Here is a 22007-nt window from a genome sequence, read left to right as displayed (position 1 = left end):
AGATAATTAATTCCAGCGAAAATAATGTTAATCTCAAAAAAATAGCGCTACCCGCGTCCTGTCACAGGAGACGAGCAGCGCAAACCACAAATACAAATACAACTAAACAAAGTCCTTAAATAAATTGAGAATTAAAAATTGAGAATTGAAAAATAAATGTTTTGTTGACTAACATAGTCCACTACCAAACTCTTTTATTTTTTAATTTTTAATTCTCAATTTTCAATTTAAACAACGCCTTGTCCCATCATTGCGTGAGCTACTTTCATAAATCCGGCAATGTTGGCACCCTTCACATAATTAATGTAACCGTCGGGTTCCGTGCCGTACTTCACGCATTGTGCATGGATGCCGTGCATGATTGCATGGAGCTTTTCGTCCACTTCGGCAGCACTCCAGCTAAGGTGCATTGCGTTTTGAGACATTTCCAGACCGGAAGTGGCTACACCACCTGCGTTGACCGCTTTACCCGGAGCATACATCGTCTTATGTTCAATGAAAAGATCGATAGCTTCAGGGGTACATCCCATGTTGGAAATTTCTCCGACGCAAAGTACGTCATTTTTTATGAGATTTTGAGCATCTTCTCCATTTAATTCGTTCTGGGTGGCGCAAGGAAGCGCGATGTCCGCTTTCACTTCCCACGGGCGTTTTCCTTCTACGAAGGTTGCGTTCGGATATTGTTCAGCATAGGGAGCCACAATATCGTTGCCCGAAGAACGAAGTTCAAGCATATAGTCAATTTTTTCACCGCTGATGCCATCCGGGTCGTAGATATATCCGTCCGGACCGGAAATTGTAATCACTTTTGCACCCAGTTCGGTAGCTTTAGTAGCTGCTCCCCAGGCAACGTTGCCGAAACCGGAGATTGCCACTGTCTTACCTTTTATATCGATCCCTTTTGCCTGAAGCATCTGGTTGACAAAATACAGTCCTCCGAAACCAGTAGCTTCCGGACGAATCAATGAACCGCCGAATTCCAATCCTTTGCCGGTGAATGTACCGGTAAATTCACGAGTCAGTTTCTTATACATGCCGAACATATAGCCCACTTCACGTCCTCCTACGCCGATGTCACCGGCAGGCACATCCATGTCCGGTCCGAGATGACGCCACAACTCCAGCATAAATGCCTGGCAGAAACGCATGATTTCAGCATCGCTCTTACCGCGTGGAGAGAAATCGGAACCGCCTTTACCGCCACCCATAGGCAGGGTAGTCAGTGCATTCTTGAATGTTTGTTCGAAACCGAGGAACTTCAAAATGGAAAGATTAACGGATGCATGGAAACGGATACCACCTTTATATGGGCCTATCGCATTATTGAATTGTACACGATAGCCGAGATTGGTCTGTACCTCGCCTCTATCGTCCACCCATGTCACACGGAAAGTGAAGATACGGTCAGGTTCTACCAATCTTTCTATGATTTTAGCTTTTTCAAATTCTGGATGTTGATTGTATATATCTTCGATAGAAAGAAGAACTTCCTTCACTGCCTGAAGATATTCAGATTCACCGGGATGCTTAGCCTCCAAAGAGGACATGATTTTCTGGATGTTCATGATACTATATTTTAAAAGGTTAATTCTGATAAAATGTCAACTAACTCACTGCAAATATAGGAAAATTTTTCAGATGTGATTGGTTTTATGCCATTATTTTGATTAAATAATGATAAAATGATAGTGGAAAAAAGCATTAGGTATAAAGTATTAAGTGGTAGGCTACGCTGCAAACCGCATGAGCTCATACTTAATACTCTATACCTAATATTTAATGTAAGTATTAAGTGCTCATACTTAATACCTGAATTTAATACTTTGTACTTTTTACTTCTTAAAATCCGGCTTCATGTCCAAGTTGTACATGATGAAACCGTAGATGTCTGCTTGTTCTTCAAGTACTTTTGCCATCGGTTTGCCTGCACCGTGACCTGCTTTGCTGTCGATGCGGATCAGTGTCGGGTTTGTACCGTCGTTGTCTGCTTGCAGCGTAGCGGCAAACTTGAATGAATGGGCGGGAACCACACGGTCGTCATGGTCGGCAGTGGTTACCAGTGTTGCCGGATATTTTGTGCCCGGTTTCAGGTTGTGCAATGGAGAATAGCCTTTGAGGTATTCAAACATTTCTTTGCTGTCTTCGCTTGTTCCGTAATCGCTTGCCCAGTTCCAACCGATAGTAAATTTATGATAGCGAAGCATATCCATCACGCCTACCTGCGGAATTGCTACACGGAACAGGTCCGGACGCTGTGTCATGCAGGCACCTACCAATAGACCACCATTGGAGCCACCTACAATGGCGATTTTATCTTTATTCGTATATTTTTCGTTGATAAGATATTCGGCAGCAGAGATGAAGTCGTCGAATACATTCTGCTTCTGCATCTTAGTTCCGGCTACGTGCCAGTCTTCACCGTATTCGCTGCCACCACGCAGGTTGACTTGTGCGTAGATACCGCCATTTTCGAGGAATGGGATGCGCATTGCACTGAAACCCGGATTGAGGCTGATGCCGAAACCACCGTATCCGTAGAGAAATACAGGATTTTTTCCGTCTTTCTTCAGATCTTTCTTATAGGTAAGGAACATCGGAACTTTTACACCGTCTTTGCTGGCAAAGAATACTTGTTCCGTCACAAAATCATCCGAGTTGAACTGTACTTTCGGTGCACGGTATAGTTCGTAGGTGTTCTGGTCCATATCATATTTATAAGTGGCACCCGGAATGGTGAATGAAGTGAATCCGAAGAAACATTCTTTATCGTCTTTGTTGCCGCTAAAGCCTACCGAACCGAGTGAAGGCAGTTGGATTTCCTGAATCTGCTTGCCGTCGAGGCCGTAAACGTATGCATGGTTCGAAGCATCTTTGTCGTAAGTAAGGAACAGTTTGCCACCGATCACTTCTGCATTTGAAAGAACGGCTTCTGATTCGGGAACGAGTTCTTTCCAGTCTTCCAGTTTCGGACGGTTGATGTCGGCTACCATGATCCGGTTTTTCGGTGCACCATAGTTAGTATAAATATAAATCTGGTCGCCGATCACTTCAATCGGGTAGTATTGGTAGTCGAGGTCGGTAGTCAGTTGGATGAAAGGAGAATTCGGCTTTTTCAGGTCCCTTATAAATAAGTTGTTGCCTCTTCCGGCACCGGATTCTGTGAGGAAGAGAATACGTTCGTCTTCGCTGGTGCTGGCTGTATAGAAACGTTTCGGATAAGCCGGATTCTGATAAATCAGTTTATCTTTCGATTGCGGTTCACCTATTTTGTGATAATAGATTTTGTGCTTTTCGTTTACGTTGGAGAATTCTTTTCCTTTAGCGGGAGCATCGTAGGCGCTGTAGTAGAATCCGTCTCCCTGCCAGGCGGCACCGGTAAATTTGGCCCATTCGATGTGGTCTTCCAATAACTTGCCACTTTCAGTGTTCATGACAAATATTTCAGACCAATCCGATCCGCTGCGTGAGATACTGTAAGCGGTATATTTGCCATTGTTTGAGAAGTAAAGACCGGTCAGTGCCACTGTGCCATCGTCCGAGAGCTTGTTCGGGTCGAGGAAAACGCGAGGCTCGCCGTCCAGTGAATCCTGTACGTAGAATACACTCTGGTTTTGCAGGCCGTCATTTTTACTGAAGTAATATTTACCATGTTTCTTGATTGGCGCACTGATCTTCTCGTAATCGGCCAGTGTGGTCAATCGTTTCAACAAGTTTTCCCGGAATGGAATCTGATTTAGATACTCATTCGTTACTTTGTTTTGTGCTTCTACCCAGGCAGTAGTAGCTGCACTGGTGTCATTTTCCAACCATCTGTAAGGGTCGGGAACTTGTGTACCAAAGTACACGTCTACGGTGTCTACCTTTGCCGTCTCGGGGTAGACTAGCTTTTTCTGTTGGGGAGCGCATGACATCACCATGATTCCACTCATTAATAAAGTTACTTTTTTCATGTGAATAAAAAGTCTTTTTGAATAAACTTAAAGTTACAAATCTACAAAATAATAAGAGATAAACAAGTAAACTTTATAAAGAAGATGATGGAAAATGAGATTTAAAAAATTAACTTTGCAAAAGTAATCATCAAGTATAAAGGACTATGGGTAATTTTATTACGAATATCAAGGTTAATCACATTTTTCATTTGGAGAACTTTTGTATTCCAATTTCTGAAAATGAGAAAAAACATCTGATTATTACGGGAAAGAACGGAAGTGGTAAGACTATTTTGTTGAATGCAATTGTGGAGCATTTGAGCAAGGTTTGCAATGATAAGACATTGAGCTTTTTAGATTATGAGAAACATTTAGAGTCTTGCCGAATACGGTTACAGCAACATAAAGTTGTAGGTGATTCACAGAGAATAATAGCTGATCAAGATAGCGTTGAATTATATAAAACTTGGATTGAAGAAGTTTATGGCAAAGTGGAACTTTCATTCCATGATATATATTCCATCTCCAAGGATTTTCTAAGTCAAGATTTTATCATAGCCTATTATGGAGATGAACGTAGATCTCTTTTTGTAGAACCTAAGAATCCGATTAAACCGGATTTGGAAATGAAAACTGATCTGAAACATAATAAAGTAGATCAGTTCTTGAATTTTATGGTTGACTGTAAAGTGCAAGAAGCCTTAGCCCGCAATGAAGGAAAAATGGAGGATGCTGATTATATTCGTCAATGGTTTGTCGGTTTTCGTAATATCCTCCGTCAGATATTTGATGATACAACCCTGGAACTTGATTTCAATTATAAAGATTACTCTTTTCTCATTCAAACACGTGGAAAATCGTTTAAATTCACGGAGTTGTCAGCAGGATATTCAGCTGCATTGGATATCGTAGCCGATTTAATCTTAAAAATGCAGTCACAGGATAATGTGGTGCGTGCATACGAGAAAGAGGGAATTGTGTTGATTGATGAAATAGAAACACATCTTCATTTGGAACTACAGCGAATGATCTTGCCGATGTTGACTACTATTTTTCCTAATATACAGTTTATTGTTACTACTCATTCTCCTTTTATTCTTAATTCTTTAGAGAATGCTGTTGCTTTTGATTTGGAACATCGTGAACCAATTGAAGACTTAACGGATTATTCTTATGAAGCATTAGCGGAAGGTTATTTTGGTGTTCGCACAGATTCCAGTGAAATTCAAATGCGTTTACAACGGCTGGAAGAGCTGATTCGTGCAGAGCAGCTTTCTGTTTCGGATAAAAGTGAATTGGATATGTATCTGAAAGATTTTGATAAGATTCCGGAGGCAGTAGCTCCTGCAGTTAAAGCTAAATATTATGATCTGAAAAGAGAGTGGCAAAATAAGAATTAATTAAGATGATTAGAATTTGTAAGAATGCAGATAAGCCACAAACTTTAGATAAAAGTTATAACACGGACGAAGTCTGCAAACAATTACTGATGGATCAGAATGATAAATGTTATTTGTGCGAACGGCATTTGACAACAGATTATCAAGTAGAACATTTCAAGTCGCAAGCTAATAATGGAGACTTGAAACAAACATGGGAAAATTTATTTGTAGCTTGTGGATACTGCAATAATAAAAAATCGAATAAGTATGATGATATCTTAGATCCGATCCATTATGACATAGAGACTATAATAAGGCACTCAAATGACTTTGTTAATCAGAAAGTAATATTTAATAGTGACCATGCGACTTCCGAAGTGCTTTCAACGATTCAGTTGTTGAATTTATTATTTAATGGGAAACTACCTTATAGGAACTGTCGTGAACAACGATTTTATGATGAGTTTATTCAAAAAATGAACTTTTTCTCTTATGCTGTTAATGAATATATGTCAGGTAAGAAAGAAGATTATTATCCGGTTATAAAGGAGTTGTTGGATATTCGTAGTGAATATTTGGGATTTAAATATGCCATTATTCATAGTAACGATCTGCTGAAACATGATTTTGGAGATATGACGATTTGGAATAAGAAAGGAGAATGACTTTATGCTTAGTAAATATAAATTAAACCAGCTTTACTTCAAAGATACACAATTCGCCAACCTGATGACAAGGCGGATTTTTAATGTGTTATTAATCGCTAATCCTTACGATGCTTTCATGTTGGAAGATGACGGGCGCATTGATGAGAAGATTTTCAATGAATACACTTCTTTGTCTCTGCGCTATCCACCTCGTTTCTCGCAGGTATCTACGGAGGAGGAAGCACTGTCACAGTTGGAAAATATGTCGTTCGACCTGGTGATTTGTATGCCGAGCACGGGGGATAATGACAGTTTCGATATCGGCCGCCATATCAAAGAGAAATACGAGCATATTCCTATCGTCATACTGACCCCTTTTAGCCATGGTATTACCAAACGGATTATCAATGAAGATTTAAGTGCGTTCGAATATGTGTTCTGCTGGTTGGGTAATACCGACTTGTTGGTGTCTATCATTAAGTTGATAGAGGACAAGATGAATCTGGAACACGATGTGCAGGAGGTCGGTGTGCAGCTGATTCTTTTGGTGGAAGATGGCATTCGTTTCTATTCTTCCATTTTGCCGAATCTGTATAAGTTCGTGTTGAAGCAGAGTCAGGAATTCTCTACCGAAGCCTTGAATGCACACCAGCGTACGCTCCGTATGCGTGGACGTCCTAAAATAGTGTTGGCACGTACGTATCAGGAGGCGATGGAGATCTATCATAAGTATCAGAATAATATATTGGGGGTAATCACTGACGTCCGTTTCCCGAAAGTGGAACGGGGGGAGAAAGACGGTCTGGCAGGTATCAAGCTGTGTGCGGAGATACGTAAGAATGATCCGTTTGTTCCTTTGATTATCCAGTCTTCCGAATCTGAAAATTCGTCTTATGCAGCCAAGTATGGTGCCAGCTTTATCGACAAGAACTCCAAGAAGATGGACGTTGATTTGCGCCGTATCGTTTCCGATAATTTTGGTTTTGGTGATTTTATTTTCCGGAATCCGGATACCGGGGAGGAGATTGCCCGCGTCCGGAATTTGAAGGAGCTGCAAAACATTCTTTTTGCCGTACCTGCGGAGTCCTTCTTATATCATATCAGCCGGAATCACGTGTCGCGTTGGTTTTATTCGCGCGCCATGTTCCCGGTGGCTGAATTCTTGAAACCGATCACCTGGAATAGTCTTCAGGATGTGGATGCTCACCGTAAAATCATCTTTGAGGCGATTGTGAAGTATCGTAAGATGAAGAACCAGGGAGTCGTAGCGGTCTTTAAGCGCGACCGCTTCGACCGTTATTCTAACTTTGCCCGTATCGGGGATGGTTCTCTCGGAGGAAAAGGACGTGGACTGGCATTTATTGATAATATGGTGAAGCGTCATCCGGAGTTTGAAGAGTTTGAAAATGCGCGTATTGCTATTCCGAAAACAGTGGTGCTTTGCACGGATGTCTTTGATGAGTTCATGGACACCAACAATCTGTATCAGATTGCGTTGTCGGATGCGGATGATGCTACGATTTTGAAATATTTTTTGAAGGCTAAGTTACCGGATCGGTTGATAGAGGACTTTTTCACTTTCTTCGATGTAGTGAAGTCTCCGATTGCCATTCGTTCCTCTTCCTTGTTGGAAGATTCCCATTATCAACCGTTTGCCGGAATTTATAACACCTACATGATTCCTTATCTGGACGACCGCTATGAAATGTTGCGGATGCTTTCCGATGCTATCAAAGGGGTGTATGCTTCGGTTTATTTCCGTGACAGCAAAGCGTATATGCAAGCTACGTCGAATGTAATTGATCAGGAGAAAATGGCTGTTATCTTGCAGGAAGTGGTTGGCAATCAGTACGGTGACCGTTATTATCCTTCCATGTCCGGTGTGGCACGCTCGCTTAATTATTATCCGTTAGGGGATGAAAAAGCAGAAGAAGGAACGGTGAATCTGGCTTTGGGATTGGGGAAATATATTGTTGACGGTGGCATGACCCTTCGTTTTTCTCCTTATCATCCTAATCAGGTGTTACAAACCAGCGAAATGGAAATTGCCCTCAAAGAGACTCAAACTCGTTTCTATGCGTTGGATTTGAAAAATGCCGGACATGATTTTTCTATCGACGATGGTTTTAATTTGCTGAAACTTCATGTTAAAGAGGCAGAAAGTGACGGTGCCTTGCGTTATATTGCTTCTACCTACGATCCGTACGATCAGATCATTCGTGATGGTTTATATCCGGGAGGACGTAAGGTGATTACTTTTGCTAATATCCTGCAACATGATGTTTTCCCGTTGGCTCGTATCTTGCAGTTAGTACTGAAATATGGTGAACAGGAGATGCGCCGTCCGGTTGAAATTGAATTTGCAGCAACGTTAAGTCGAGAGCAGGATAAATCCGGAACTTTCTATCTGTTGCAGATCCGTCCTATCGTAGACAGCAAAGAAATGCTGGATGAAGACTTGAACGAGATTCCTGATGAAGATGTGATTCTCCGTTCGTATAATTCATTGGGACACGGTATTATGAATGAGGTATATGATGTGGTTTATGTAAAAACGGACAATTATAGTGCTTCCAATAATCAGACGATTGCCTGGGAGATAGAGAAGATCAATCAACAGTTCCTGAACGAAGGAAAGAACTATGTATTGGTTGGCCCGGGACGTTGGGGAAGCAGTGATACATGGCTTGGTATTCCGGTGAAGTGGCCTCATATTTCGGCTGCCCGTGTGATTGTGGAAGCCGGTCTGACTAATTACCGGGTAGATCCCAGTCAGGGGACACACTTTTTCCAGAACCTGACTTCTTTCGGGGTGGGATATTTCACGATCAACGCCTTTATGAATGATGGAGTCTATAACCAGGATTTCCTCAATGCACAACCAGCAGTGCAGGAAACGAACTATCTCCGTCATGTTCGTTTTGAAAAGCCTGTGATAGTCAAGATGGACGGTAAGAAGAAGCTGGGAGTGGTCTTGATGCCGGAGGCTTAAGGTGATGTGTGATTTATTCTATTTATCCGTTATTTCTATAGGCTAATGGGCTCATGCCGACATATCGTTTGAAGTATTTGCCGAAGAACGATGTGTTGGCAAAATTGAGTGAATTAGAAATCTCTTGAATGGAAAGATGGGTGGACTTCAATTGTGATTTGGCATCCATGATGACCATGTGTGCAATGATTTCTGCACATGTATTCCCAGTGACTTTCTTAACTGTAGTACACAGATGGATATTTGAGATCTTGAGTTTCTCGGCGTACCATGCTACATTTCGAGTATGATTGTAATTCTGCGTCACCAGTTGAGTGAAATTTTTGTAGATTAGTTCACCTTTAGATAAATATTCTTTAGTGTTTTGTAGTTGGGTGTTATACATGGCAGCTATTCCTGCGTGTATATTGTTGTACAGGTGCGGAGTAATGCTTTTACGGGTTGATTCATTGAAAAAGGCATATAATTTTATCAAGAATTGAAAGTATTCCGCTAATAATTTGGTCCCTTCCGGTTTTAATGAAATGACAGGTCTTCCTATCGTTATAAATAAAGTATTGATGGATGAAGGGGTTAAATTGGCTTGTTCTATGTATTTTGATGAGAATCCTCCGAAATAAAGTATGGGTTCTCCGCTTACACTGTGTATCTGAAGAATGCTTCCCGGCATGATAGTAACAAAATCGTTAGCTCGTACTGTGATACGGTTTAGATTGACTGAAGCCTCAATTTCTCCATCCATACATAATACGAATATTTCCGATTTCAACCGGCAGGGAAAGTTTGTATATAAATTGAGCAATTCTTTGTTAACTCCTGTACCTATGAGCCATTCTTCCGGCAAGTCTATTTTGGGTAATTCTTCCATATATCGTACTTCTTACTTTATTACAAAGATATGTAGATTTAGGGAAATAGGCTCTCTTTTCTTTTCTTAAATTATAATTTTGACTTGAAAAATGGTATATTACAAGGGGTTTTGAGTATATTTCTTTAAAAATAGGACAGAAACAAGAAAAATAGACCTTGCGAAGATGTGGAAATAGTAGTTACTTTGCAGCTGTGAAATTTTGGCATCTGTGCGATGGTATATCGCGCATTTGCTTTTATTAATTAAAAAGAGAATTTAGACATGAAAAAGAAATTATTTTATTATCTGTTTGCAGTATTGTGTACTGCGACATTGTTTACGTCTTGTAGTGATGACGATAACAAAAACTCTGAATTACCAGGAATTATTGATAATGAGATTGTTGGAAATTACAAAGGCTCGATGAATGTGTTTTATGAGTTAGAAACTGGTGATGTACCTGTAGCCGAAAATATGTTGCAAAAGATAACAATCAAAAGAACATCTGATACAGCTGTAGGTTTGGAATTGAAAAATTTTGTGATTACAATCGGTGCAGAGAATGTTACTATTGGAGATTTGGCTGTTAAAAATTGTCCGGTGGTTATAGATAACAATAATTATTCATTTAGCGGCAATGAGAATCTTTCTTTAGTAGTAGGGGAATGTGCTGTATCTGTATCTGGGGTTGTATCAGGCAGCAATCTGAATTTGACTATAAAAGTGGATGTAAACGGTGGAACTATGAAAGTACGTGTAGAGTATGTAGGTACGAAATTGGCAGGTTCGGAAAGTAGTGAAGCAAAGATTAGTAGTTTTATTTTTGACAGGAATGTTGCAGAAGTGGATTCTTTAGTGTTAGGAGAACCTGTTATTGATGAAAATGCTAAGACCATAACTTTTGTAGTAGCTGATACTGCAAAAGCGGAGCATTTAAGAATTTTGGTCCCTACTATTGCTCTCTCTAATGAGAAAGCTGTTGTATCACCTGAAAGTGGAACTGTACAAGATTTTAATTCTCCTGTACAATATACTGTGACGGCTGAAGATGGTACAACTGTTACATATACAGCATCTATATCTTTTAAAGAATTAGCATTGGATTTTGAAAATTGGATACAGGATAAAACTTATGGTTATTATACTCCAGCAGGTTCCTATGCTTCTACTAATGGTGGTAGTTCTATTGTATATAGTTCTTTAGAAGGAATTGCTAAGGATAATCCTGATGTAGTTGTTCCTCCTTATTGTGTTACTTATAATACGGAAGATGTTAAACAGGGGCAACGGGCTGCTTGTTTGCAAACAGTGAGTTTAGCTCATGCTAAAGCAGATTTAAAAAAGTATGGTGGATGGATGGGGGCAATAATGGCTAATATGGCTCCTAATATAACTGCTGGTAGTTTATTTTCTGGTAAATTTGAGTTGAATGCGGCAAAACCATTAAAATCTACAAAGTTTGGAATAGCTTGTATATCTAAACCATTGAAGTTTTCAGGATGGTATAAATATACTCCAGGGGAAGTTTATTATGATAAAGACTATAAAGTAGTAGAAGGAGCTGTTGATGAGTGTGATATTTATGCTATTTTATATGAAGCAAAAGATAAGGATAGTAATGATATTACATTGGATGGAGAGACAGTGAATACTAGTGATGCTATTGTTATGCGTGCGGGTATTCAAAGTGGCGTTGCGACTAATGGATGGGTGCATTTTGACTTAGATTTTAGCGAAGTAAATGGAAAAACTTATAATGCCTCAACAGAATATAAAATTGCATTTATTTGTACGTCTAGTAAAAAAGGTGATGCTTATGAAGGAGCTCCGAATAGTACTTTAATGCTTGATGATCTGAAAATAACATTTGAAAAATAGAATATAGTAGGTTCTTAAAGAGAGTATATATAAACTTTCTTTCAAATAAACGCCCTCGTTACATTATTGTAATGAGGGTATATTTTTATTAAGAAATCTAGCTTATTATCATTTGATTTATGAAAGGTATATGAAACGAAAACTCTTGAAAGAAAAACAGATCATCTCAATAGAAAATGAGATGATCTGTTATATATGATTCTTGTTTTATATAGTCGAAAAAGAATTTTAATGATATATGATTCTTCGTCGCCGCATTATTGTTTTAGAATGCATACCCAAATCCTACATTCAAGTAGATAGGATACATAGCGAATGAGATTGTTTTAAAGTCTTTTTTAAAGATATCATTCAATCCCCATGTTAAATCAGCATGTACGTTTAAATGTTTGTAGGCTTTCCATTCTCCTCCTACTTGTAGTCCCCATTGAAATTTGCGTAGATCACTAGAAAAGTCATAAGTTGCGATATTGTCGCCAGTGAAGTTTACTCGGTCTCCAGTTGCATCTGGAGAGCGAAGATGTCCCTCATAAACGTGACCAGAAAAGTCTCCTTCCATCATATATGATAGATAAGGGCCTGCAACTAACTTCCATCGGTCACTGATTTTATAATTGGCTAAGATAGGTACTGTTAAAAAAGACATTTTTACTTTGGTTTTAACTCCTCCTGTCCAAAGTCCTTCTACCTTTCCACCTGTCTCGTTGAAAATTTCCATTCCATAGTTTTTTACTAAAGCTTCGGTAGTCATGTTTTTATTATCAAGGCGGAGTCCTAAACTGATTCCCCATTTTTTTGTAGTGTCTAGCCATTTGGTTATATTTCCTTCCAAAGTGATTGCTAATCCGGGAGAGTAGCTTTCGATACTTCGGATTTCTTTAGGAAGAGGAAGAGGAGATGTACCACCTATGTTTACACCTGCTTTGAATTCGTAATCTAATCCGTGGAGAGAAGACCATAATAGGCCTTTATGCTCTGATGATTGTGCATTGATTTGACTAATACTAAAGAAGAGTGTAGCTACACTAGCCAATATGTATTTTTTCATATATGAATTTCTTTTTAATTTGTTATTCGTTATTTTCTTCATCTTCTTCGCAGTGGATTTTTACTTCGTCTATCCATAAAGTACTTCCTACTGATCCTTTGAAAGCAGCTCCTTCTATACTGGAAGAAAATACTACGGCAAGTTTATATTTACCAGCAGCGAGATCGTCATCATTAATTGTTTTATTGTTTTGAGGAATAAACTCTAAATCAAAGAATGTCCAATCGCTTGTTTTTACCATCTTATCCGGTGAAATTCTTGCAAGAGATATTATTGTGGAGGAACTTAAAGAATTATAGCCATCCAAGAAAAACTCTACATTTTCTGCTTCATATAGAATGGCGTATATGTCTCCCTTATCTTTACCATTCATTGAATGATCTATTGCAGGTATTGGAGGATTTTTACTTTTATCGATACCAGATGTATATTCGGTGCCTGGTTGAAATTTGAAATATCCTGTGAGACGTGTAGGGTGCTTAAAAAATGGAAAGCCGAATTTGGTTGCTTTCATTGCATCTTTTAGTGCATTACCTACTTCAAATGTACCAATGAATAAGTTTCCTGCTGCAATAGGCATCCCCACTCCTGTACCAAAACTTCCAGTACTTTTGGTCTCCAGTTTCACTCCTTTACCTATATACCCTTGATCCTGTATTGTTGGGTAATCCAGTGGTGATTTTGCCATCCCAGTCAGCTGGAAGCCCGGATTTCCACTTGCCCATTGTAACATTTTTGCTTCTTGCTGATTGAATTCATAGAATATGTGAAACTTATTGTTTCCGTCTTCTATATTCTCAAAATGGTATTCAGTTGGAAGTTCTGATTTGATGACTGTGATGGTATAGACAGCTTCTGTAGTACCGCTTTCAGATGTAACCTTGAATTTACGTTGGTATTGTTCCAATGTTTGTTCAGATGTAATGGGAACTTTCGAAGTTGAAAAATCATATTTGGGAGCATCGTCATTTGCTATTGCATTAACAGGATTGATATTAGCTCCATCAGGCAGTTCGAATTTAATTTCTAATGCAGATAAATCTGTAGATTTAGACACATAAATTGATACAGTTTTGCTGTAAGTATTAATGTTAGCTAATTGGATATTGCTGCCACTGCATCCGTCTATAGCTGCTTCGACATTTTGAGCTTCATCCTGAATGCAGGAAGCAACTGCCAGACATAATATCGTTCCGGCGAATAATTTTTTTAGTTTCATCAGTCTGTTATAAATATTAAGGGGTTATACAGGGGACAAAGATAGTTAAAAGAGTTGAATGGCTATTTCAGAAGAATGTTAAAAGAAAATTCTAGCTTGTCGGTAATACTATACAAAAGCGACTGCCTTAAAATTTTGAGATAGTCGCTTTACTAATAAAATCTCTTTTTTTACTCTTTCAAAGCCTCTTGCAAATCAATACCCAGCGCTTTGGCAACTCCTGTTCCATACGCAGGATCAGCTTTGTAGCAGTTGCGTACATGACGTTGTTTGATAAATAGTTCGGAGTCTCCCATAGCACGAGCTGTGTTTTCGAACAATAATTGTTGTTCTTCAGCCGGCATCAATCGGAATAAGTCGCCCGGTTGGCTATAATAATCGTCGTCATATTCCCGTTCATTGTAGTTGTAGACTTCACCAGTAACTTTGAGAGGCGGTTCTTTCATGTCAGGAGAATCCTGCCATTCGCCGTAGCTGTTCGGTTCATATCCTTTGGTAGCACCGTAATTACCGTCTACGCGCATAGCACCGTCACGATGATAGGCGTGGAAAGGACAACGAGGTTTGTTGACCGGAATTTGTTCTGCATTCACTCCTAGACGATAACGTTGTGCGTCGCCATAAGAGAATAAACGACCTTGTAACATTTTGTCGGGAGACAGACCGATACCGTCTACAATATTCATCGGGTTGAAAGCAGCTTGTTCCACTTCAGCAAAATAATTTTCCGGGTTACGGTTCAGTTCAAGGATGCCGACATCTTGCAGAGGGAAATCTTTGTGCGGCCATACTTTAGTCAGGTCAAACGGGTTGATGCGGTAGTTGTCCGCTTCTTCCTCCGTCATTAACTGAATTTGGAACAACCATTTTGGATAGTCACCCTTTTCGATACTCTCGAAAAGGTCGCGTTGGTGAGATTCACGGTCTTTGGCAATGATGGCTTCTGCTTCTTGGTCAGTCAGATTCTTGATGCCTTGCAAGGTGCGAAGATGGAATTTAACCCAGATACGTTGATTTTCTGCATTGATAAAACTATAGGTGTGACTGCCGAAACCGTGCATGTGGCGATATGAATAAGGGATACCGCGAGGACTCATAGTGATGGTAACTTGATGCAGAGCTTCCGGCAAAAGTGTCCAGAAATCCCAGTTGCTGTTCGGGCTACGCATATTCGTTTTCGGATCCCGCTTGATGGCATGGTTCAAATCCGGAAATTTAAGCGGATCACGTAAGAAGAATACAGGAGTGTTGTTACCCACCAAATCCCAGTTACCTTCTTCCGTATAAAATTTCATGGCAAAACCTCGGATGTCACGTTCTGCATCAGCAGCTCCACGCTCTCCGGCTACAGTGGAGAAACGGACAAAACATTCTGTTTGCTTTCCGACTTTACTAAAAATAGCTGCACGGGTATATTTTGTAATGTCATGAGTAACGGTAAAAGTACCGTAAGCTCCTGAACCTTTAGCGTGCATACGTCTTTCCGGAATCACTTCACGATCAAAATGGGCAAGTTTTTCAATAAGCCAGGGGTCTTGTAACATTACAGGTCCGCGTTGACCTGCGGTTTGCGAGTTCTGATTGTCGGCGATAGGACGACCGTTCGCAGCAGTTAGTTTTTTCTTTTCCATAAATAGATTTTTTGTCGGATACAAGTATAAGCAGACTGTGCCTTTTTATTCTCTCATCCGGGATTTATAATATGCAACAAAGATAGACGTCTTTTGCTCACTTGTCAAACAGAAAATTTCTATCTAAAGATAGAGAATAACTATGAATTGTGTATATATTGCCTGTTATTTTTTATTGCATAAAAAAAGCTCCCGCACTTCCTTTCGGAAGGCGGGAGCTTTTAAATAAACTATAGCTTATATATCTTTTGCTGATTATACGATACCTTGTGCCATCATTGCTTTAGCAACCTTCATGAATCCGGCTACGTTAGCACCCTTCACATAGTTTACGTATCCGTCAGCTTCTGTACCGTACTGAACGCAAGCTTCGTGGATATTCTTCATGATACTCTTCAGTTTTTCGTCTACTTCTTCAGCACTCCAGCTTAATTTGATAGAGTTTTGAGTCATTTCAAGACCTGATACTGATACACCACCGGCGTTAGCAGCTTTACCCGGAGCATAAAGGATTTTTGCATCCTGGAATACTTTGATAGCTTCCGGAGTAGAAGGCATGTTAGCACCTTCAGATACAGCGATACAACCGTTTGCTACCAACTGACGAGCGTGGTCACCGTTCAATTCATTTTGAGTAGCAGAAGGAAGAGCAATATCACATTTTTCACCCCAAGGTTTAGCTCCTTCTACATATTTGCAACCATATTTTTCTGCGTATTCACGGATACGGCCACGGTACAGATTCTTCAGTTCCATGATGTAATCCAGTTTTTCGCGGTCGATACCGTCCGGATCGTAGATATAACCGTCAGAGTCAGAGCAAGTAACTACTTTACCACCTAGTTCGATTACTTTTTCGATTGTATATTGAGCAACGTTACCAGAACCGGAAACCAGACAAACTTTACCTTTCAAATCAGTTCCTTTTCTCTTCAACATTTCCATCAGGAAGTAGATGTTACCGTAACCTGTAGCTTCCGGACGAATCAGTGAACCACCGAATTCACGGCCTTTACCTGTAAATGTTCCGGTAAATTCATGAGCCAGTTTCTTATACATACCGAACATGAAACCTACTTCGCGGCCACCAACACCGATGTCACCCGCAGGAACGTCAGTTTCAGGACCGATGTGACGCCACAGTTCCAGCATGAATGCCTGTACGAAACGCATTACTTCGGCATTTGACTTTCCACGAGGAGAGAAGTCGGAACCACCTTTACCACCACCCATTGGCAGAGTAGTCAGTGAGTTTTTGAATGTTTGTTCAAAGGCAAGGAACTTCAAGATAGAAAGGTTCACAGATGCGTGGAAACGGATACCGCCTTTGTAAGGGCCGATTGCGTTGTTATGCTGAACACGGTAACCCATATTGGTCTGAATATTACCTTTATCGTCCATCCAAGTTACACGGAACTGATATACTCTATCAGGAATACACAAACGTTCGATCAAGTTTACTTTATCAAACTCCGGATGTTTGTTGTATTCTTCTTCAATAGTAGAAAGTACTTCTTCTACTGCTTGATGATACTCCGGTTCATTGGGAAATCTTCTTTTCAGATCGTCTAATACCTTTGCTGCATTCATAATCTTTTTTTTCTTTAATTGGTTGATATAAATAAAGTGCTAATTTGACAATTTGCTAATATACCGTTTGACTATGTGCTTTTGTGCTATATAGCAGATTTGCACATTTGTGTGTGGGTACATCGGATATTTGTTTTCGGTTGCAAAAGTAAAGATAAAATTTGAACTGGCAAACATTTTATAAAGAAAAATGCGATAAAACATCAAATTTGATATTTTATCGCATTAAAAATAGGAAAAAAGATATTTATTTGTTCTTTTTGATCGACTTATAGACAGGAATAAATACTAATGCTGCCGAAATGCCAAGCATTACCACCGTCATCCCGTCAATTCGTTCGGCTTTTGTCAGAACTAGATAGCAAAGCGCCAACCAAAGCAGGCTGATGCAAACTATTTGTGATTTGGATAACGGACGTTTCATTTACCTCCTCTTTTCTTTTTGTCAACGATGGCGTCGATCACGGCTACAGCTGTGATATTGACAATGTCGCGGACAGAGCTTTCGAAATCGGTGAAATGAATAGGTTTGTTCAATCCCATCTGGATAGGGCCGATGAATTCCGTATCCGGGTCCATTGCCTGCAACAGTTTGTAACCGGCGTTTGCTGAACTCAAGTTCGGGAAAATCAATGTATTTACATCTTTTCCTTTCAGGCGGGTAAACGGATATTTGGTATCACGCAATTCGCGGTTCATGGCAAAGTTTACCTGCATTTCACCGTCGATAGCCAGTTCCGGATATTCTTCCTGCATGTGGGTAACAGCTTCGTGCACTTTCACAGGGCTACCTGCAGTATCAGCACCGAAGTTGGAGTATGACAACATTGAGATAACCGGTGTGTGATTGAAGAAGCGAACTGTTTTATCAGACAGTTTGGCGATGTCAATCAATGTTTCCGTATCCGGGTGGCGGTTAATCAGTGTGTCTGCCAGGAAGTAAGTACCTTTCTTGGAGTTCAGGATATGCATTGTTCCGAAGTGTTTGAAGCCCGGTTGGATGCCGATAACTTCTTTGGCCACTTTGATCGTATTGCTATATCTTGTATAAAGTCCGGTGATGAAAGCATCCGCATCTCCTGTTTCCACCATCATCATACCGAAGTAGTTGCGTTCGAACATTTTATCGTTGGCTTCTTCATAAGTAAAGCCTTCGCGTGCACGTTTTTCTGCAAGAATGCGTGAGTAACGTTCGCGGCGGTCCGATTCGTCCGGGTGACGGAGATTGACGATTTCAATACCTTCCAGGCTAAGATCCATTTCTTCTGCCAGTTTTCCGATAGCTTCGTCATTTCCTAATAAGATAGGATGACAGATACCTTCGGCTTTCGCTTCAACGGCAGCTTTCAGCATATTTGGATGGATACCTTCGGCAAATACGACACGTTGCGGTGAACGGCGAGCCGTATCATACAGTTGGCGGGTCAGCTTGGATTCATAACCCATCAATTCGCGCAGGTGAACACAGTAAGCATCCCAGTCTTTGATTTCTGTGCGAGCCACTCCGCTTTCCATAGCAGCTTTTGCCACTGCACAGGAAACTTCAGTGATGAGGCGTGGATCTACCGGTTTCGGGATAAAGTATTCCGCACCGAAAGAGAGGTTGTTCACGTGGTATGCCGCATTGACTACATCGGGTACCGGCTGTTTTGCCAGGTTAGCGATAGCGTGTACGGCTGCAATCTTCATTTCTTCGTTAATTGCCTTTGCTTGAGTGTCCAAAGCACCGCGGAAGATATACGGGAAACCGATTACATTATTAATCTGGTTCGGATAGTCGGAACGTCCGGTAGCCATCAGTACGTCGGGACGTGCTGCCATGGCATCTTCGTAAGAGATTTCCGGTGTCGGGTTAGCCAATGCGAACACGATCGGCATCGGAGCCATGCTGCGTACCATATCCTGGCTTAACACATTTCCTTTCGACAGGCCGAGGAATACATCTGCACCTTTGATGGCTTCTTCCAACGTGTGAATATCCGTGCGGTCGGTTGCAAAATATCTTTTCTGTTCATTTAGATCCGTGCGCGCTTTGCTGATAACACCTTTACTATCCAGCATGACGATGTTTTCGAGACGTGCACCCAGTGACACATACAATTTAGTACAAGATACGGCAGATGCACCTGCACCATTCACAACGATTTTTACATCTTCGATTTTCTTTCCGGCCACTTGCAGGGCATTCACCAAACCGGCGCTAGAGATAATAGCAGTACCGTGCTGGTCGTCGTGCATGACAGGTATATCCAGTTCTTCTTTCAGGCGACGTTCGATTTCAAAACATTCGGGAGCTTTGATGTCTTCCAGGTTGATACCTCCGAAAGTAGGAGCAATAGCCTTTACTGCAGCAATGAATTTCTCCGGATCTTTTTCATCCACTTCGATGTCGAAAACGTCGATGCCCGCGTAAATTTTGAAAAGCAGACCTTTACCTTCCATTACAGGTTTACCGCTCAATGCACCGATATCACCCAGTCCGAGTACGGCTGTACCGTTGGAAATAACGGCCACCAGATTGCCTTTAGCCGTATATTTATATGCATCCTGCGGATTCTTCTCAATTTCGAGACAAGGTTCTGCTACACCGGGAGAATATGCGAGTGATAAGTCAGTTTGTGTACTATAAGGTTTGGTAGGCACTACCTCAATCTTACCGGGTTTGCCCTGTGAATGATAGAGCAAAGCGGCTTCTTTCGTTATTTTAGCCATGGTATTTATGAAATTTGTTAATAAGTTATCATTTGACCGCAAATGTAGGAATAAAAGTTCGAAATTGTAGCTGTTGATTAATAATTTCTATTAATTTTATAGCAAAATGGCTGAAATTATGATATGATATGTCAAGGATGTGTTTTTGTATTCTATACCCTTTTAAATGCTATGATATTGATTTATTGAAATTTTAACAAGTGCTTTGGTTGTTGGCTTTAGTTATTTCGCTATTTTTGAATCGATATATGATTTAACCTTATTTTATAATGATTACCACCCAGCAACTTCAATTATTGAAGGAAGGAAATAAAAATGCTTTTGAAGCATTGTATCGTGGATACAATGCGCGCATTTATAATTTTGTCCTTTCTATGGTGAGCAATGCCGGGGTGGCGAAAGATATCACACAAGATATTTTTCTCCATATCTGGGAGAGGCGGCTTAATATTGATCTGGAAGGGAATTTTGACGGCTATCTTTTTAAAATATCCCAAAATATGGTATATCATTATGTAAGGCGCGAACTCCTGCTTCAAAATTATGTAGACAAGCTTTCGAATGAGTCATCTGACGAATCCGTAGAGATGGATGAAGAACTGGATTATTTGTTTTTGGAAGAATATATCCTGAAACTTTTAGAAGAACTGCCTCCAGCTCGCCGGGAAGTTTTTATGCTTTACTGGAAATCAGGGTTGAACTATCGTGAGATAGCTGACCAGCTGAATATCTCGGAAAAGACTGTTGCCACGCAGGTACACCGTTCTTTGGATTTCTTACGTGACAAACTGGGAATAATTGCCTTTTCAGTCTCTCTCTTCTTGCATGATATCTAATGCATAAACTTTAATAAAAGTTAATATCTGAATTATTTCGATTTCTTTGTAGTCCTTTTCTGTCTCTCAAGACTAGTATAAATAGAACAGGAAAATTATGGAGCAACACGATTACATAGTACTATTGGAAAAATTCTTCAAGAAGGAGGCCTCTTCTGAAGAAAGAAGGATACTTATTGAATGGATTCGCAAACCCGGAATTCGTGATGAGTTTAATCTGCTTTGCGAGCAAATGTGGAAAGAAGCCGCCGTTGAAATTGATAAAACGATGGAAGAAGAAATGTGGAATCATCTGCAGAGGAATTTGGATGAGTCCAAGATCCTGTCTCCGAAGAAACGGCGCTGGCAACCTATTATATATAAGGTGGCAGCCACCATCTTATTACCGGTTTGTTTGGGACTGGCCACTTACTTTGGGGTAGAACATATAAATAAGGTATCACAAGACCCTTTCATGATGGCCGTAGATTATGGACAGAAAGCGAATCTGACTTTGCCCGATGGAACAAAAGTCTGGTTAAATTCGGCCACTCATCTTTCTTATGATGCGGAGTATAATAAATCCGACCGGAAAATCTATTTGGACGGAGAAGCCTATTTCGAGGTGGCGAAAAACAAAGAAAAACGTTTTATCGTCTGTTGTAATGATCTGGAGATAGAAGCGTTAGGAACTACCTTCGATGTGAAAGGCTATCGTGACGATCATTCCGTCACGACACTGCTGGCAGAAGGAAGTGTCAGGGTTTCTAATAAAACGGATGCTACCTTGTTGAAACCCGGGGAAAAGGTAGAATACCATAAGAACAAGCAGACATTTACTAAATCGGCAATTTCGGATATGCGTGAAATTGACTTTTGGCGGAACAATATGTTGATTTTTAATTCATCATCTTTAGCGGAGATCGCGACTACGCTGGAGCGGATGTACGGAGTGAAAGTCGTGTTTGACTCCGAGAAACTGAAGAACGTGCTATTTTCCGGAACCATTCGGAACAGCAGTTTGCATAATGTATTTTACATTATAAGCCTTACTTATCCTTTAACTTATGAGTTAGAAGGAGATACGGTGAGAATAGGAAGTAGTATTAACTAAAAAAAGACAATTTATGGAAGACACCTCATAATAAAATAAAGAGGGTAGAATCATGTAGCAGCATAATTCCACCCCGAAATCAAATACGGTTTATACATGATAGTAAAAAAGAAATTTTCCTTATGTGGATAAGGGAAAGAGAATCCTTTTTGCTTCACGATTTCACAAAGATAATAAAAAGTCTAATTTTCAGACTT

15 protein-coding genes are annotated in these 22007 nt (G+C 40.2%); 6 read left to right on the top strand and 9 right to left on the bottom strand.

Going from position 1 to position 22007, the window contains the following annotated elements:
* Positions 1-227: 227 nt before the first annotated feature.
* Entirely contained in the window at positions 228-1565 is a 1338-nt protein-coding gene (gdhA, locus tag H8796_RS24390; protein WP_117935358.1) for an NADP-specific glutamate dehydrogenase, read from the bottom strand.
* Positions 1566-1832: 267 nt separating this feature from the next.
* A complete protein-coding gene (locus tag H8796_RS24385; protein WP_117935356.1) occupies positions 1833-3950 on the bottom strand; it encodes a prolyl oligopeptidase family protein in 2118 nt (705 codons plus the stop codon).
* A gap of 146 nt (positions 3951-4096) precedes the next feature.
* Between H8796_RS24385 and H8796_RS24380 the strand changes: the two genes are divergently transcribed.
* Genes H8796_RS24380 through H8796_RS24370 form a run of 3 tightly spaced genes read left to right on the top strand, consistent with a single transcriptional unit; the run spans position 4097 to position 8953 of the window.
* Positions 4097-5332 carry an AAA family ATPase gene (locus H8796_RS24380; RefSeq protein ID WP_117935354.1) on the top strand — a complete coding sequence of 412 codons (1236 nt, stop codon included), beginning with the start codon at positions 4097-4099 and terminating at the stop codon, positions 5330-5332.
* A 5-nt stretch (positions 5333-5337) separates the two neighbouring features.
* Complete coding sequence (locus H8796_RS24375) at positions 5338-5979, top strand: HNH endonuclease (protein WP_117935352.1); 642 nt, start codon at positions 5338-5340, stop codon at positions 5977-5979.
* 4 nt (positions 5980-5983) lie between these two features.
* Positions 5984-8953: a PEP/pyruvate-binding domain-containing protein gene (locus H8796_RS24370; protein WP_117935350.1), complete on the top strand. Its 2970-nt coding sequence runs from the start codon at positions 5984-5986 to the stop codon at positions 8951-8953.
* A gap of 22 nt (positions 8954-8975) precedes the next feature.
* Here H8796_RS24370 and H8796_RS24365 read toward each other — a convergent pair whose 3' ends face one another.
* Complete coding sequence (locus H8796_RS24365; RefSeq protein ID WP_117935348.1) at positions 8976-9821, bottom strand: AraC family transcriptional regulator; 846 nt, start codon at positions 9819-9821, stop codon at positions 8976-8978.
* Between the two features lie 264 nt (positions 9822-10085).
* Between H8796_RS24365 and H8796_RS24360 the strand changes: the two genes are divergently transcribed.
* A complete protein-coding gene (locus H8796_RS24360; protein ID WP_117935346.1) occupies positions 10086-11681 on the top strand; it encodes a PCMD domain-containing protein in 1596 nt (531 codons plus the stop codon).
* 265 nt (positions 11682-11946) lie between these two features.
* Here the strand turns inward: H8796_RS24360 and H8796_RS24355 are convergent, their stop codons facing one another.
* From H8796_RS24355 to H8796_RS24330, 6 genes are all read right to left on the bottom strand, one after another.
* Entirely contained in the window at positions 11947-12729 is a 783-nt protein-coding gene (locus tag H8796_RS24355) for a porin family protein (protein WP_117935413.1), read from the bottom strand.
* Between the two features lie 22 nt (positions 12730-12751).
* Positions 12752-13948, bottom strand: coding sequence for a PCMD domain-containing protein (locus tag H8796_RS24350; RefSeq protein ID WP_117935344.1), 1197 nt, complete (start codon positions 13946-13948; stop codon positions 12752-12754).
* Positions 13949-14118: 170 nt separating this feature from the next.
* Positions 14119-15579: a catalase gene (locus H8796_RS24345; protein ID WP_117935411.1), complete on the bottom strand. Its 1461-nt coding sequence runs from the start codon at positions 15577-15579 to the stop codon at positions 14119-14121.
* A 255-nt stretch (positions 15580-15834) separates the two neighbouring features.
* Positions 15835-17169, bottom strand: a complete 1335-nt coding sequence (locus tag H8796_RS24340) for an NADP-specific glutamate dehydrogenase (RefSeq protein ID WP_004297671.1) — start codon at positions 17167-17169, stop codon at positions 15835-15837.
* Between the two features lie 247 nt (positions 17170-17416).
* Positions 17417-17593 carry a hypothetical protein gene (locus H8796_RS24335; RefSeq protein ID WP_004297674.1) on the bottom strand — a complete coding sequence of 59 codons (177 nt, stop codon included), beginning with the start codon at positions 17591-17593 and terminating at the stop codon, positions 17417-17419.
* A complete protein-coding gene (locus H8796_RS24330) occupies positions 17590-19881 on the bottom strand; it encodes an NADP-dependent malic enzyme (protein WP_117935342.1) in 2292 nt (763 codons plus the stop codon). Before H8796_RS24330 ends, H8796_RS24335 begins: the two co-directional genes overlap by 4 nt.
* Before the next feature lie 269 nt (positions 19882-20150).
* On the opposite strand from H8796_RS24330, the gene H8796_RS24325 reads away from it, so the two are divergent.
* Together H8796_RS24325 and H8796_RS24320 are read left to right on the top strand one after the other, a co-directional pair.
* On the top strand, positions 20151-20717 hold the full coding sequence (locus H8796_RS24325) for an RNA polymerase sigma factor (RefSeq protein ID WP_117935340.1): 567 nt from the start codon (positions 20151-20153) through the stop codon (positions 20715-20717).
* 97 nt (positions 20718-20814) lie between these two features.
* Positions 20815-21810, top strand: a complete 996-nt coding sequence (locus tag H8796_RS24320) for a FecR family protein (RefSeq protein ID WP_117935338.1) — start codon at positions 20815-20817, stop codon at positions 21808-21810.
* The last annotated feature ends 197 nt before the right edge of the window (positions 21811-22007 follow it).

The sequence above is a fragment of the Bacteroides sp. M10 genome, assembly GCF_014334015.1.
Taxonomy (GTDB): Bacteria; Bacteroidota; Bacteroidia; order Bacteroidales; family Bacteroidaceae; genus Bacteroides; species Bacteroides intestinigallinarum.
This window is presented reverse-complemented; position numbering and strand designations above follow the sequence as displayed.

Coding starts and splice junctions, on each gene's coding strand:
- H8796_RS24355 (WP_117935413.1), bottom strand. CDS start 12,729: ATGAAAAAATACATATTGGCTAGTGTAGCTACACTCTTCTTTAGTATT.
- gdhA (WP_117935358.1), bottom strand. CDS start 1,565: ATGAACATCCAGAAAATCATGTCCTCTTTGGAGGCTAAGCATCCCGGT.
- H8796_RS24370 (WP_117935350.1), top strand. CDS start 5,984: ATGCTTAGTAAATATAAATTAAACCAGCTTTACTTCAAAGATACACAA.
- H8796_RS24345 (WP_117935411.1), bottom strand. CDS start 15,579: ATGGAAAAGAAAAAACTAACTGCTGCGAACGGTCGTCCTATCGCCGAC.
- H8796_RS24385 (WP_117935356.1), bottom strand. CDS start 3,950: ATGAAAAAAGTAACTTTATTAATGAGTGGAATCATGGTGATGTCATGC.
- H8796_RS24365 (WP_117935348.1), bottom strand. CDS start 9,821: ATGGAAGAATTACCCAAAATAGACTTGCCGGAAGAATGGCTCATAGGT.
- H8796_RS24325 (WP_117935340.1), top strand. CDS start 20,151: ATGATTACCACCCAGCAACTTCAATTATTGAAGGAAGGAAATAAAAAT.
- H8796_RS24380 (WP_117935354.1), top strand. CDS start 4,097: ATGGGTAATTTTATTACGAATATCAAGGTTAATCACATTTTTCATTTG.
- H8796_RS24340 (WP_004297671.1), bottom strand. CDS start 17,169: ATGAATGCAGCAAAGGTATTAGACGATCTGAAAAGAAGATTTCCCAAT.
- H8796_RS24330 (WP_117935342.1), bottom strand. CDS start 19,881: ATGGCTAAAATAACGAAAGAAGCCGCTTTGCTCTATCATTCACAGGGC.
- H8796_RS24350 (WP_117935344.1), bottom strand. CDS start 13,948: ATGAAACTAAAAAAATTATTCGCCGGAACGATATTATGTCTGGCAGTT.
- H8796_RS24320 (WP_117935338.1), top strand. CDS start 20,815: ATGGAGCAACACGATTACATAGTACTATTGGAAAAATTCTTCAAGAAG.
- H8796_RS24375 (WP_117935352.1), top strand. CDS start 5,338: ATGATTAGAATTTGTAAGAATGCAGATAAGCCACAAACTTTAGATAAA.
- H8796_RS24335 (WP_004297674.1), bottom strand. CDS start 17,593: ATGAAACGTCCGTTATCCAAATCACAAATAGTTTGCATCAGCCTGCTT.
- H8796_RS24360 (WP_117935346.1), top strand. CDS start 10,086: ATGAAAAAGAAATTATTTTATTATCTGTTTGCAGTATTGTGTACTGCG.